Annotated in this window: 13 protein-coding genes; 10 read left to right on the forward strand and 3 right to left on the reverse strand. The window is 62.9% G+C overall.

Features of this window, described 5'->3' with window-relative positions; translation table 11 throughout:
• The first annotated feature begins 238 nt into the window (after positions 1-238).
• From NKH37_RS29840 to NKH37_RS29855, 4 genes are read left to right on the forward strand one after another with little or no spacing between them, the layout of a single operon-like run.
• Positions 239-1,372 (forward strand): aminomethyl transferase family protein, encoded by a 1,134-nt coding sequence (locus NKH37_RS29840; protein ID WP_352789914.1) that lies wholly within the window; start codon positions 239-241, stop codon positions 1,370-1,372.
• A 14-nt stretch (positions 1,373-1,386) separates the two neighbouring features.
• Entirely contained in the window at positions 1,387-1,983 is a 597-nt protein-coding gene (locus NKH37_RS29845) for a dimethylamine monooxygenase subunit DmmA family protein (protein WP_352484117.1), read from the forward strand.
• A complete protein-coding gene (locus NKH37_RS29850; protein WP_352484116.1) occupies positions 1,980-2,945 on the forward strand; it encodes a PDR/VanB family oxidoreductase in 966 nt (321 codons plus the stop codon). Before NKH37_RS29845 ends, NKH37_RS29850 begins: the two co-directional genes overlap by 4 nt.
• Before the next feature lie 9 nt (positions 2,946-2,954).
• On the forward strand, positions 2,955-3,995 hold the full coding sequence (locus NKH37_RS29855) for a heme-dependent oxidative N-demethylase family protein (RefSeq protein WP_352857272.1): 1,041 nt from the start codon (positions 2,955-2,957) through the stop codon (positions 3,993-3,995).
• Between the two features lie 135 nt (positions 3,996-4,130).
• Here the strand turns inward: NKH37_RS29855 and NKH37_RS29860 are convergent, their stop codons facing one another.
• Entirely contained in the window at positions 4,131-4,502 is a 372-nt protein-coding gene (locus tag NKH37_RS29860) for an endonuclease domain-containing protein (protein ID WP_023716776.1), read from the reverse strand.
• A gap of 156 nt (positions 4,503-4,658) precedes the next feature.
• Entirely contained in the window at positions 4,659-5,375 is a 717-nt protein-coding gene (locus tag NKH37_RS29865; RefSeq protein WP_023716777.1) for a helix-turn-helix domain-containing protein, read from the reverse strand.
• Positions 5,376-5,635: 260 nt separating this feature from the next.
• On the opposite strand from NKH37_RS29865, the gene NKH37_RS29870 reads away from it, so the two are divergent.
• Complete coding sequence (locus NKH37_RS29870) at positions 5,636-6,994, forward strand: trimethylamine monooxygenase (protein ID WP_023716778.1); 1,359 nt, start codon at positions 5,636-5,638, stop codon at positions 6,992-6,994.
• Positions 6,995-7,021: 27 nt separating this feature from the next.
• Here NKH37_RS29870 and NKH37_RS29875 read toward each other — a convergent pair whose 3' ends face one another.
• Positions 7,022-8,359 (reverse strand): aminotransferase-like domain-containing protein, encoded by a 1,338-nt coding sequence (locus NKH37_RS29875; RefSeq protein ID WP_023716779.1) that lies wholly within the window; start codon positions 8,357-8,359, stop codon positions 7,022-7,024.
• Positions 8,360-8,467: 108 nt separating this feature from the next.
• Between NKH37_RS29875 and NKH37_RS29880 the strand changes: the two genes are divergently transcribed.
• Genes NKH37_RS29880 through NKH37_RS29900 form a run of 5 tightly spaced genes read left to right on the forward strand, consistent with a single transcriptional unit; the run spans position 8,468 to position 13,273 of the window.
• The gene (locus NKH37_RS29880; protein WP_352857270.1) at positions 8,468-9,457 is read left to right on the forward strand and encodes a substrate-binding domain-containing protein; all 990 of its coding nucleotides are present in this window, start codon (positions 8,468-8,470) and stop codon (positions 9,455-9,457) included.
• A 33-nt stretch (positions 9,458-9,490) separates the two neighbouring features.
• Positions 9,491-10,360: an ABC transporter substrate-binding protein gene (locus NKH37_RS29885; protein ID WP_352548726.1), complete on the forward strand. Its 870-nt coding sequence runs from the start codon at positions 9,491-9,493 to the stop codon at positions 10,358-10,360.
• Between the two features lie 8 nt (positions 10,361-10,368).
• A complete protein-coding gene (locus NKH37_RS29890) occupies positions 10,369-11,289 on the forward strand; it encodes an amino acid ABC transporter permease (RefSeq protein ID WP_352484109.1) in 921 nt (306 codons plus the stop codon).
• Positions 11,276-12,049, forward strand: a complete 774-nt coding sequence (locus NKH37_RS29895; protein ID WP_352484108.1) for an amino acid ABC transporter ATP-binding protein — start codon at positions 11,276-11,278, stop codon at positions 12,047-12,049. Before NKH37_RS29890 ends, NKH37_RS29895 begins: the two co-directional genes overlap by 14 nt.
• A gap of 42 nt (positions 12,050-12,091) precedes the next feature.
• Positions 12,092-13,273 carry a M20 aminoacylase family protein gene (locus NKH37_RS29900; RefSeq protein ID WP_023716783.1) on the forward strand — a complete coding sequence of 394 codons (1,182 nt, stop codon included), beginning with the start codon at positions 12,092-12,094 and terminating at the stop codon, positions 13,271-13,273.
• Positions 13,274-13,387: the final 114 nt, after the last annotated feature.

Below are 13,387 nucleotides of genomic sequence, written 5' to 3' on the forward strand. Positions count from 1 at the left end.
CCATCGCTCTCTTTCAAGAGAGTGAAATTTTTTTCATAACTTCAAGCCGAACTCCGCAATTGTCAAGACGATTTTACGCAACGTTAACTGTTTGTTTGACCAGCCGGATTTTGCCTGACAATGAAATTATTTGCTTGCGGGTATTGCAGGCTCTCGGCGTTTGCGATCAATATTCGGGCAACGCTCCCGCCAGGGAGCAGGGGAAAGCAAGAAGTTTTTTCGAACGGAGGACCAGCGGATGACGGCATCCTGGAGATTTTCGGCCCTTGCGGACCGCCATCGCGCGCTCGGCTCGAAGCTCGAAGACTGGAGCGGCATGGGCACCGCGTGGACCTACGACAAGGGAGCCGACGAAGAGTATATCGCCATCCGCACCAAGGCCGGCCTGATGGACGTGTCCGGCTTGAAGAAGGTCCACATCACCGGGCCGCACGCCTCGCACCTGATCGACCTGGCGACGACGCGCGACGTCGAAAAGATCTATCCCGGCAAGTCGGCCTATGCCTGCATGCTGAACGAGGCCGGCAAGTTCACCGACGACTGCATCCTCTACCGCACCGGCCCGAATTCCTGGATGGTGGTGCATGGCTCGGGCACCGGCCATGAAGAGCTGCAGCGCGCTTCGGTCGGTCGTGACGTGTCGCTGCGCTTCGATGACAATCTGCACGACCTTTCGCTGCAAGGCCCGACCGCCGTCGACTATCTGGCAAAGCATGTGCCGGGCATTCGCGACCTCAACTATTTCCATCACATGCAGACGCAGCTGTTCGGCTTGCCGGTGATGATCTCGCGCACTGGCTACACCGGCGAGCGCGGCTACGAGATCTTCTGCCGTGGCCAGGACGCCGGCACGATCTGGGACAGGATCCTCGACGAGGGCAAGAGCGCCGGCATCATCCCGTGCCGCTTCACCACGCTCGACATGCTGCGCGTCGAGAGCTACCTGCTGTTTTACCCCTACGACAATTCGCAGAAATACCCGTTCGAGAACGAAGGCCCCGGCGACACGCTGTGGGAGCTCGGCCTCGATTTCACCGTCAGCCCCGGCAAGACAGGCTTTCGCGGCGCCGAGGAGCATTATCGCCTCAAGGGCAAGGAGCGCTTCAAGATCTTCGGCGTGCTGCTCGAAGGCAAGGAGCCGGCCGACGAGGGCGCGCCAGTCTATCGCGACGGCAAAAAAGTCGGCGTGGTGACCTGCGCCATGTATTCGCCGCTGGTCAAAAAATCGATGGGCATCGCCCGGCTCGACGTCGACTGCGCGGTACAAGGCACCAGGCTCGAGATCCGCAACAAGAGCGGCGCCATCAGCGCAACCGCCGAGCCGCTTCCGTTCGACGATCCGAAGAAGACCAAGCGCACGGCGAAAGGCTGAGGCATACTGCGGGTATGGCAGCGAAAAGCATCATCAGCCGGCCGGTCTATGGGACCCTGTCTCCGCAGCCCGGCAAGTATCATCTTTTCGTAGCGGATGCAGAGGGAGCGCTGGCGATTGCCGATCTGGCCGCCAAGGCACCGGCGGACTTCTTCGGCGGCGCCCACATCATTTTCATTCCCGGCCGCGACAGCAAATATGCCGATGTGCTCGAAGCGCTGAAGCCGGCGCAGTTCTACCTCGGCCATTCCTTTGCCAGCGCTTTGCCGCGGCTGAAGCAGACGCTGGCAAACGCGCATATGGGACTCAGGCTCTACCTTGCCGGCACCGAAGGGCTGATCGGCCAGGCCATGCAGGCGGCGCTCGAAGCCGGCATCGACCACATCTCGATCCAGACCGAGCATCGCGGCTCGCTGGCGCGCCGCATGCAGTGCGTCCACTGCAAGGGCATCACCGAGAACGTGACGACGCAGCCGGCGACCTGTTCGCATTGCGGCCTCTTGCTTCTGGTTCGCGACCACTATTCACGACGCCTCGCCGCTTTCCAGGGCGTCTGCATCAATGCCGAGGACCGCAGTGAAATTCCTCCGACGGAGGAGGTCTTTCGATGAGCACCGGCACCACCAAGCTCGACGTCATCGTCAGCGATGTCGTTCCGGTCAACGAGCTGGTGACGCGCTTTCACTTCCGCAGGCGCGACGGCGAGCTCTTGCCGACCTTTTCCGGCGGCGCCCATGTCGTCGTCGAGATGCGCGATGGCGAGCGGACCAGGCTCAATCCCTATTCGTTGATGGGCTCGCCGCTCGACACCCGCGAATACACCATCTCGGTTCGCCGCGACGAGGCCGGCCGCGGCGGCTCGCTGTTCATGCACCGGCAGGTCAGGCCGGGCACGGAGATGGTGGTCAGCTACCCCGTCAACCTGTTCTCGCTCGATCTGCGCGCCAGGAAGCATCTGATGCTGGCCGGTGGCATCGGCATCACCCCGTTCATGGCGCAGACCGCGCAGCTGGCGGCGGAGGGCGGCAATTTCGAGTTGCACTACACCTGCCGCACCGCTTCGCTCGGCACCTATGCCGATCTGCTGAGAGAGCGCTACGAGCGCCGGGTCAGGCTCTATCACGACGATCGCGACGAGCGCATCGAGCTCGACCGGCTGCTGTCGTCGCAGCCGCTCGGCACCCATCTCTATGTCTGTGGCCCGTCCGGCATGATCGGCTGGGTGCGTGACCGCGCCGCCGCTCTAGGCTGGCCTCCCCAGACCGTGCATTTCGAGCATTTCGCGGCACCGCAGCCGGGTGCGCCCTTCGACGTGACGCTGGCGGTCAGCGGCAAGACGATCCGCGTCGACGAGCAGCAGAGCCTGCTCGAGGCGATCGAGGCGGCCGGCGTCGATCCGCCCTATCTCTGCCGCGGCGGCGTCTGCGGCCAGTGCGAGACCAACGTCATCTCGCATGACGGCAAATTCATCCACAACGACCACTGGCTGAGCGAGGAAGACCACCGTTCGGGCTGCAAGATCATGCCCTGCGTGTCGCGCTTCGAGGGCAGGTCGCTGGTGCTGGAAAGATAGGAGGCGAGCTTGGACATTACCTTTCGCAAGGAAACCTTTCGCGACGACTTCACCTTCAGGAACAGCCCCGAGCACATCAGGCGGTTCCCGTTCCCGTTCCACGAAGACAGCTACATGTATGCGGTCAACATCGAGCCGCATGTCGTCGGGCCGAAGGGCAGCGTGCTGCAGAATTTGATCGACGTCGACGAGCACTATGTCGCCGAGATGCAGGACCGCGCTTTGGTGCTGGCCGAGGATCCGCTGCGCTGCCAATCGCTGCCGCACATGACGCTGGCCGGCTGGGATCTGCTTGAGCTTTTGATGGAGCAGCAGGCGCTGGGCTATCCCGAGCATTTCACCCTGGCCCGCGACGGCGACCGCTGGCGCTGGATCAACCGGCCGCTCGGCATCGACGACAGCTTCACCTTCGGTGACGTCTCGACGCTGCCCTATGGGCCGATGGAATACATCACCCGCCAGAGCCAGGGCGATTTCTGCATCCTCGACCAGCGCGACGGCAATCTGTGGATGGATGCCGGCATGGTCACCACCCAGGCCGACTGGTCGCTCGATTTCGACATCGGCATGAACTTCTTCGAATGGCACGCGCCGGTGCCGCTGGCGCATGAGAAGGGCATATTCGTCCGGGCGCTGAAGTTCCTCACCAATATCCAGCAGGGTAAGCCGGCGCGCCGGCTGAACTGGACGATGACCATCAATCCGCGCCTCGATACCAGCCCGGAAAATTACCACAAATGGGGTCCGGACCGCGCCACGGTGACGCCGGAAAATGTCGGCGACAAGGTTCATCTGCGCGTCGAGCTGCAGAGCTTCTGGCGGCTGCCGCGCTCGAATGCGATCGTGTTCCCGATCCGCTGTTACCTGATCAAGATGGACGAGCTGGTGATGCAGCCGAAATGGGCACGGCGCCTGCACCGCGTCATCCGCGACCTGCCCGAGGAACTCGCCACCTACAAGGGCCTGACGCGCTACCGCGCGACGCTCGTCGAATGGCTGTCGAAGTTGGATGACGGCAGTGCGACGTCGCCGGGGTTTGGGCCGGATTGAGTTTTTCTTGCCCCTGTTGGCGCTGCCCTAAAGCAGCCAATCTCCCCCCTAGAGGGGGAGATGCCCGGCAGGGCAGAGGGGGGCGCCGTGGAGCGCCGGCCTTGCCCAATCTCCACCCCAGCGCCTCCGCGAAGCTCACGACGCGCCGCCCAGCCCAGCCACGATCACGACATGCTGACAGACATTGTCGATATCGCGAATGACATCGTCGTTCCAGAAGCGCAGGACCGTCCAGCCCAGCGCTTCGAACTTCGCGGTTCTTGCAGCGTCCGATTCCGACGTTTCGGCCTGGCCATGCTGGGAACCATCAAGCTCGACGATCAGCTTTTTGTCCGGGCATGCAAAATCGACGACATGGCCGGCGATAGGCATCTGGCGTCGAAATCCCAGTCCCATCAACCTGTGTGCCCTGATCTCATTCCAAAGCTTGAGTTCGGCATCGGTCATCACCTTGCGCATCTTGCGCGCATTGCGGCGGTTGTTGGCGGATACTAGATTATGCGTCATCGCGGTTCGCCCCCCTCTGTCCTGCCGGACATCTCCCCCTCAAGGGGGGAGATCGAATGTCACTTCGGCTTCGCCAATCCCCAATGCTGCAAAGAGTAGCCGTCGCGAAGCCGCCGATCTCCCTCACGAGGCGACCAAGGGGAGATCGAGCTCCGCTCACCCCGCGCTCTGCGGGTAGCAAATGATCGACAAATAGCGCATCGGCAGAACGGTCAGCACTTCCGGTCCGTGCGGTGCGTCGGCGTCGAAGAATAGGCTGTCGCCGGGCTTCATCGGGTAGAGATTGCTGCCGTGCCGGTAAACCACTTCGCCTTCGAGCATATACAGGAACTCCATGCCTTCGTGCTGGAAGGTCGGAAACACGTCGGAATCTTCGGTCAGCGTGATCAGATAGGGTTCGACGACGACGCCGCTGGTGTTGGAGCCGATATGGCCGAGCAGATTGTACTGGTGGCCGGCGCGCGTGCCGCGGCGCTCGACGTCAAGGCCTTCCCCGGCCTTGACAAAGACGGCGCTGCGCTCTTCCTCGAAGCGGCGGAAGAATGCGGTGACGGGAACGCCGAGTGCCCGCGACAGCGCCTGCAACGTGGTCAGCGACGGCGAGGTGATGCCGTTCTCGATCTTCGACAGCATGCCAAGCGAAATGTCGGTGGCGGCCGCCAGATCGGCGACGGTGATGCCGAGCTTCTTGCGGAATGCCCGCACCTCGCGGCCGATCGCGACCTCCAGCACTTTTTCGCGAGTGTCGCGAATGGCGTGCGGGTTCTGGGTGAGCGGCGCGCGCATCTTGCGCGGATCGATTACAGCAACCGACGGCTTGGCTTTGCCCGCGGCGGCTGCCGCAGGCTTTAGACTGGTCGCTTTTTTCGCCATTTCGCCACCCCGGACCTTGCCGATTCATTTCACTCACGGTGAACATATTCGGTGCCGATACAGAAGCGCAACTCTTACGGCAAGCCACCCGTGTCGAATTGCGCAATGTCCGGATTTCGCCCGAGCTACCGCGTCGCTTGGAAATCCAGCGTGGTGAAACGAGGGTTTCGCGACAAGGCCTGTTGACAGCATCGAAGGGGTAATTACTGTCCTGTCAGTGAAATTTGTTTCGTTAGAGAAATGAGATCGGGAGGCCCGAAATGAAAGATCGTGTTGCCGTCATCGGAGCCGGGCCGTCCGGCATGGCCCAGCTCAGGGCCTTCAAGTCGGCCGCCGACAACGGCGCCGACATTCCCGAGATCGTCTGCTTCGAAAAGCAGTCCGACTGGGGCGGCCTGTGGAACTACACCTGGCGCACCGGCCTCGACGAGCACGGCGACCCGGTGCACGGCTCGATGTACCGCTATCTCTGGTCGAACGGCCCGAAGGAATGCCTCGAATTCGCCGACTATACGTTCGAGGAGCATTTCGGCCGGCCGATCGGCTCCTATCCGCCTCGCGCCGTGCTGTGGGACTACATCAAGGGCCGTGTCGAAAAATCCGGCGTGCGCCAATGGGTGCGCTTCAACAGCCCGGTGCGCATGGTCACCTTTTCCGATGCGACGAAGAAGTTCACCGTCACCGCGCATGACCGCACCAACGACGTCACCTACTCGGAAGAGTTCGACAATGTCGTCGTCGCTTCGGGGCATTTCTCCGTGCCCAACGTTCCTTATTTCGAGGGCTTTTCGACCTTCAACGGCCGTATCCTGCACAGCCATGACTTCCGCGACGCGATGGAATTCAAGGGCAAGGACATTTTGATCATCGGCCGCTCCTATTCGGCCGAGGACATCGGCTCGCAATGCTACAAATACGGCGCCAGATCGATCACCTCCAGCTACCGCTCGAAGCCGATGGGCTTCAGATGGCCGGAGAACTGGAAGGAAGTGCCGCTGCTGCAGAAGGTCGTCGGCAAGACCGCGCATTTCAAGGACGGCAGCACCAAAGACGTTGACGCCATCATCCTGTGCACCGGCTATCTCCACTCCTTCCCGTTCCTGACCGAAGATCTGAAGCTGAAGACCGCCAACCGCATGTGGCCGGACGGGCTCTACGAGGGCGTCGTCTGGGAGAAAAACCTGAAGCTGTCCTATATCGGCATGCAGGACCAGTTCTACACCTTCAACATGTTCGACGCGCAGGCCTGGTTCGCCCGCGACGTCATCATGGGCCGCATCAAACTGCCCTCGGCCGATGCGATGGCCGAGCACGGCAAAAAGTGGCGGGCACGCGAGGAAACGCTGGAAGACGCCGAGCAGATGATCTGGTTCCAGGGCGACTACACCAGGGAGTTGATGGAGCAGACCGACTATCCCGGCTTCGATGTCGAGGCTGTCAATCAGACCTTCATGGAGTGGGAGCACCACAAGGCGGAAGACATCATGGGCTTCCGCGACCATTCCTATCGCTCGCTGATGACCGGCACGATGGCGCCGCTGCATCACACGCCCTGGCTGCAGGCGATGGACGATTCGATGGAGAGCTATCTCGAGGTGAAGGGCGTGGCGGCGGAGTAGGCAAGTCCGAACGACGATTGCCTTGCCTCAGACAACGTCCCGCGCCGGGTCGGCCGCCAGCGCCAGGGAATTTGCGACGTGCTCGAGGTGCTCCTCGCTCAAGATGCTGGTCGCGACGCGCACGGCACTGGTCTTCCCGGTCGAAAACTTGGCCCCGGCATGGACCGCGATGCCGTGGGCAGCCAGCGTGACCATTGCGTAAGGTTCCGAAGCAACCGGAATGAGGACGCTGAGACCGTGTCCGGCGTCGATCCCGACATTGCGTTTCGCCAGTTCGCCGGCGAGCCGTTCGCGACGGCGGCGGTACACTTCCTTCGCCTGCTCGACCAAGACAGCCGTGGCCGGGTCTTGCAGCAGCCAGGCGGTGGCCGCCTGCAGGATACGGCTGGTCCATCCCGAGCTGAAGCTGCGATAGGACTGGATCTGTTCGACGATCGTCGCCGATCCGGACAGCACGGCGAGCCGCAGGTCCGGGCCATGGGTCTTGGAATAGGACAGGATGTGGACGACGCGATCGGGAAAACGCCGGCCAAGCGAAATGCCCGGCGCATCGGCAATATCGCCAACGCCGTCATCTTCGACAATCAGCACGTCGGTGCCGGCGAGCAGGTCGCCGATGACTTCCAGCCGCGCCGACGACATGCAGGCGCCGGTCACCGAATGGACGCGCGGCTGGAATAGGAACGCGACCGGCCGCTGCCGCAGAGCGTTGGCGAGCGCGTCGGGCAAGGGGCCGTCACTGTCGCAGTCGACCGGGATGATCGGCACGTCGAGATCTTCGAGGATGTCGAGCAGGCGAAGCGCCGTCGGATTCTCGATGGCCACAGGCGCCCCCGTCGGGACCAGCGCATGCAGCAAGGTGTAGATGGCGTTGTAACCGCCATTGGTGGCCAGGAACGCGCCGGGATCGTACGGCCATGACGGGCGCACCGCGGCCTCCAGCTCGGGCAGGATGCGCACCCGGTCGTAGCTGTTGAGCTTTTCGGCGCGCGCGCCATGCGCCAGCGCGATGTCGAGCGGCGGCAAGAGCTTCACATCGGGCTCCGCGATCGCCAGGTTCAGAATGTCCGCACCGTAATTGCCGCCGCTCATGTGGCGCTCGGGCCGGGCGGCAAAGCGGTTGCCCATGATCCAGGTGCCGTTGCGCCCGCGGCCGCCGATGATCTTGTAGCGCCGCAGCTCGCTCCACGCCTGCGAGACCGTCGCCGGGCTGACGCCGAGCACATAGGCAAGATCGCGCACCGGCGGAAGCTTTGCGCCGACAGGCAGCGCGCCGCTTCTGATCAGCGCGCTGGTCTCGCGCGCGATGCCGCGCGTCGTGCGGTCACCGAGGCGTTCAGCGAACCATCCTGCATCGAAATCCATCGAATCAACGACTGTCAGTGTGAATGTTCAGTAACATAATAACATTTGATCGGCCAAAAATAAACATTTACCAATCGCCGGTCAAACATAGCTTTGAAGTTCATGCCGATGCCCGCCTCCACCACGCCCGTCTCCATCACCATAGCCACCCGCGATTGGGACTACCTCACTCCCTTGGTCCTGGGTGACGTCACTTCGAGCCGCCTGTCGGTGAAGGTCGACCGTGTCGCCACGCTGATCCCGGATCTCTGCACGGATCCGAACTACGATGCGGCGGAGGTCTCGTTCAGCCGTTATCTGTCGGCCATGGCGTCGGGCCGGGATACGGTGGTTGGAATACCGTGTTTCATCATGCGCGGCTTTCGCCACCGCTGCATCATCACGGTCAGTGACAGTCCGCTGGTACGGCTCTCCGACCTTGCCGGCAAACGCATCGGCGTCACCGGCTGGCGCGATTCCGGCAACACATGGACGCGGGCGGCACTTCGCCGCGAAGGTGTCGGCGTCGAGGACGCCTACTGGTTTGCCGGCAGGCTGACATCCGAGCACCCGGTCGCCGACCGCCTCGACGGATTCGGCAGGCCGGGTCGCATCGAAGCAGCGCCAGGCGAGCGCCCGATGATGGAGCTGCTGGCGCAAGGCGAGCTCGACGCCGTTTTCACACCCTTCATGCCGGACGGCTTTTTCGGCCCGGCTTCCGGCTTCCGGCAAGTGCTGCGCGATTTTCGCGCGGCCGAACGCGCCTATTTCGCCGACGTCGGTTATGTCCCGGGCATGCATCTGGTCGCCGTCAAGGCCGTCCTGGCCAGGGAGCACCCCTGGCTGCCGCAGGAACTCGCCAGGCTGATCGACGAAAGCCAGCGCGTCTGGACGGGCAAGCGCCGAAAATATGCCGATACCTCGCCCTGGATCCTCGAGGAGCTGCTTCATGCGGGGCGCGACCTGCCTGCCTCCTGGAACGCCAGCGGCCTGCCCGCCAACCGGCGCATGATCGAGGATTTCGTCACCGAGCTACATGCCCAGGGCATTCTGACGGAACCGATTTCCGCCGAAGCCTTGTTTCCTTTCGACGCCAGGTCGCGGGCCACCGCAGCCTGACAACGCGCAACGAAGAACACGAAGGAGAATGCCATGAGGACAATCAGCTTCATATTCGCCTCGCTCGTCACCATTCTGGCGCAGGCCAGCTTCGCCCAGGATATCCAGAAGCAATCGGTGAACGAAGATTTGCGGGCCCGGCTGCCGGAAGAGATCCGCACGGCGGGAAAGATCACGGCCGTCAACAACGGCTCGTTCCCGCCCTATGAGATCGTCACCGGCACCGAACTGACCGGGGCAACCAGGGACATTTCCGACGCCATCGGCCAGCTGCTCGGTGTCGAAGTCGATCACGCCTCGGTCGCCGGCTTGCCGGCCTTGCTGAGCGGCATCAATGCCGGCCGTTATCAGTTCGCGATGGGACCTGTCGGCGACTATCCCGACCGCCAGAAATCCAACGACTTCATCGATTGGGTGCGCGAATACGTCGTCTTCGCCGTCGAGAAGGGCAATCCGCAAGGCATCACCTCGCTCGACACGGCGTGCGGCAAGCGCATCGCCGTGATGTCGGGTGGCTCAGCCGAAAAGGTCATCAAGCAGCAGGCGCAGAAATGCACCGAGGGCGGCAAGCCGGCCGTCGAGGTGCAATCCTTCACCGACCAGCCGAGCTCGATACTGGCCGTCCGGTCGAAGCGCTCCGACGCATTCTTCTCCTCGCAGGCGCCACTGACCTATTTCGTCGAGCAGGCGAAGGGCCAACTGGAACTTTCAGGTGTCGGCCAGGCCAATGGCTTCAAGGACATCTATCAAGGCGCCGTCGTCAAGAAGGGCTCGCCGCTGGGCGGTGTACTACTCGACGCGTTCAAGATCCTGATGAAGAACGGCACCTACGCCGCGGTGATGAAGAAGTGGGGTCTCGAGAAGAACATGATCGACGCGCCCGGCATCAACCAGGGACAGTAGAGGCTGCCATGACCGACGCGACCGCTGCCTACGCGTCCGAGGTGCCGCGACGTCCCGACGACGCTCTGCGCGATGTCAAGCGAGCCCACCGGCCGTTTCCGCTTGTCCGGCTGGCGCTCTGGGCGTTCACCGTCGCCGTGGCGGCCGGCTTCGCCTATATCGTCGCGGTCAACCCGAATTTCGGTTGGCCAGTCGTCGCCCAGTATTTCTTCGATCCGACGGTCATGCAGGGGCTTTCCGTAACGCTCGGCCTGACGGTCGTGGCGATGATCCTGGGTATCGTGCTCGGCCTGCTGCTCGCCATCGCGCGCATGTCGAAAGACAGGCTGGCATCTTTTCTATCCGGACTGTTCATCTGGTTCTTCCGGGGAACGCCGCTGCTGGTGCAGCTCATCCTGTGGTACAATCTTTCGACGCTGTTTCCGCGCATTTCCATCGGTTTCGCCAGTTGGAACACCAACGACCTGATCACGCCTTTGACGGCGGCTATCCTCGGTCTGGCGCTGAATGAGGCCGCCTATATGGCAGAGATCATTCGTGGTGGGCTGCTGTCGGTGGACAAGGGGCAGGCCGAAACGGCTGAAGCCTTCGGCATGACCCGCGCGCGGGCCCTGCGGCGCATCATCATCCCGCAGGCGATGCGCTCGATCGTGCCGCCGACCGGCAATCAGCTGATCAGCATGATCAAGGCGACGTCGCTGGTCAGCGTCATCGCCATGGCCGACCTGCTGTACTCCGTGCAGTCGATCTACAACCGCACCTTCGAAATCATTCCGCTGCTGATGGTTGCGGTGCTCTGGTACCTGCTGATCACCTCGGTTCTCAATGTCGCGCAGGGCGCGATCGAACGCCATTACAGCCGCGGCGACCGCGGCGCCCGCGAGAAGACGGCGACCGCCACCCTGGAGGCCGCCAATGAGCGCGCATGACACGCCCTTGGTCCGGGCGCGCAACGTTCACAAGGCCTTCGGCCCGCTCGAGGTGCTGAAGGGCATCGACCTGGACGTCGCGCCTGGCGAGGTGGTGGTCGTTCTCGGACCGTCCGGCTCCGGAAAGTCGACCTTCCTGCGATGCATCAATCATCTCGAGGCGATCGACCAAGGGGCGATCGAGGTGGACGGCGAGCAGATCGGCTACCGGTTGCACGACGGCCGTCTCGACAAGCTCTCCGATCGGGCGATCGCGGCGCAGCGGCGCAAGATCGGCATGGTGTTCCAGCAGTTCAATCTCTATCCACACATGACGACCCTTCAGAACGTCATCGAGGCTCCGGTCGGCGTTCACCGGGAGAACCGCAAGGAAGCGATCGGCTACGCCCGCGAACTGCTGACCCGTGTCGGTCTCGCCGACAAGATCGACGCCTATCCGCGCCAGCTTTCAGGCGGCCAGCAGCAGCGCGTCGCCATCGCCCGTGCGCTCGCCATCCGCCCGAAATTGATGCTCTTCGACGAGCCGACGTCGGCGCTCGATCCGGAGTTGGTCGGCGAGGTGCTCGCCACCATGCGCGATCTTGCCAGGCAGGGCTTGACCATGATCGTGGTCACGCATGAGATCGGCTTCGCCCGCGAAGCGGCGGATCGGGTGGTGTTCATGGACGACGGCAATGTGATCGAGGCCGGGCCTCCGGACGAGGTTCTCGCCAAACCCAGGCACCCGCGCACGCGGGCCTTTTTAAGCCGTTTCATCTGACAGAAAAGCCGGCGCCATTACGTGCTCGGCAAAGGACCCCTCATGCCAAAGACCTCCAACCAGTTCGCCGATGTTTCCGACTTCGCCGACAAGGCCGCCGAGCTTGCTGCGGCTCGCCAGCACCTGCACGCGCATCCCGAGCTTTCCTTCCAGGAGCACGAAACGGGTGCATACGTTGCCGAACGGCTCGAAAGCTGGGGCTATGAGGTGACACGCAATGTCGGCGGGCTCGGGGTCGTCGGCCGCTTGCGCCAAGGCAGCGGCCGCAGCATTGCCATCCGCGCCGACATGGACGCCTTGCCGATCACCGAAGCGACCAATCTCCCTTATGCCAGCCAAGCCAGCGGCAAGATGCACGCCTGCGGCCATGACGGCCACACCACGATGCTGCTCGGCGCGGCCGAATACCTGGCGCGCACGCGCCATTTCAACGGCACGGTGAACCTCATCTTCCAGCCGGCCGAGGAAGCCGGCAAAGGAAGCGGGGCGCAGGCGATGATCGCCGACGGCCTGTTCGAGCGCTTTCCCTGCGATGCGATTTTCGGGCTGCACAACCATCCGGGCGCGCCGGCGGGTTCCTTCCTGATGCGCGCGGGGCCGCTGATGGCAGCGAGCGATACCGTCACCATCAAGATCGCCGGGCGTGGCGGCCACGCCTCGCGTCCGCACCTGACGGTCGACCCGATCGTCGCTGCCGCCAACATCATCATGACCCTCCAGACGGTGGTGTCGCGCAACGTCAACCCGATCGAGACGGCTGTCGTCACCGTCGGCACCATTCACGGCGGCACGGCCTCCAACGTCATCCCCGAACAGGCCGAGATCACGCTCAGCGTCCGCTCCTTCTCGGTCGAGATTCGCGATAGGCTCGAGCAGCGTATTCGCAGTATCGCAGCACTTGTGGCGCAGGCGCATGGCGCAACCGTCGAGATCGACTACGAGCGCGGCTACCCGGTGGTGGTCAATTCCGAGAGCGAGACGTCCTTTGCGACAGACGTCGCTGTTGAACTCGTTGGTCACGACAAGGTGGCCGTCTGCCCGTTGATCCCCGGCAGCGAAGACTTTTCCTATTTCCTCGAGCACAAACCCGGTTGCTTCCTCCGCCTCGGCAACGGCGAGGATTCAGCCATCCTTCACAGTTCGAAATATGATTTCAACGACGGCAATTTGACCGTTGGCGCAGCGCTCTGGGCTCGATTGACCGAGAGATTCCTGGCCGCTTGATCCATACTTGCGGCTGGGATCGCCGATCGGCCGGTCGAGCAGAATTGGGGCGACCGGCCGCGCGACCATCTTCAACGAACTCTCACCGCATTCCAGCTACTTCGAACAGGTAAG

Source organism: Mesorhizobium sp. M1217 (assembly GCF_040318275.1).
In the GTDB taxonomy this organism is placed as follows: Bacteria; Pseudomonadota; Alphaproteobacteria; order Rhizobiales; family Rhizobiaceae; genus Mesorhizobium.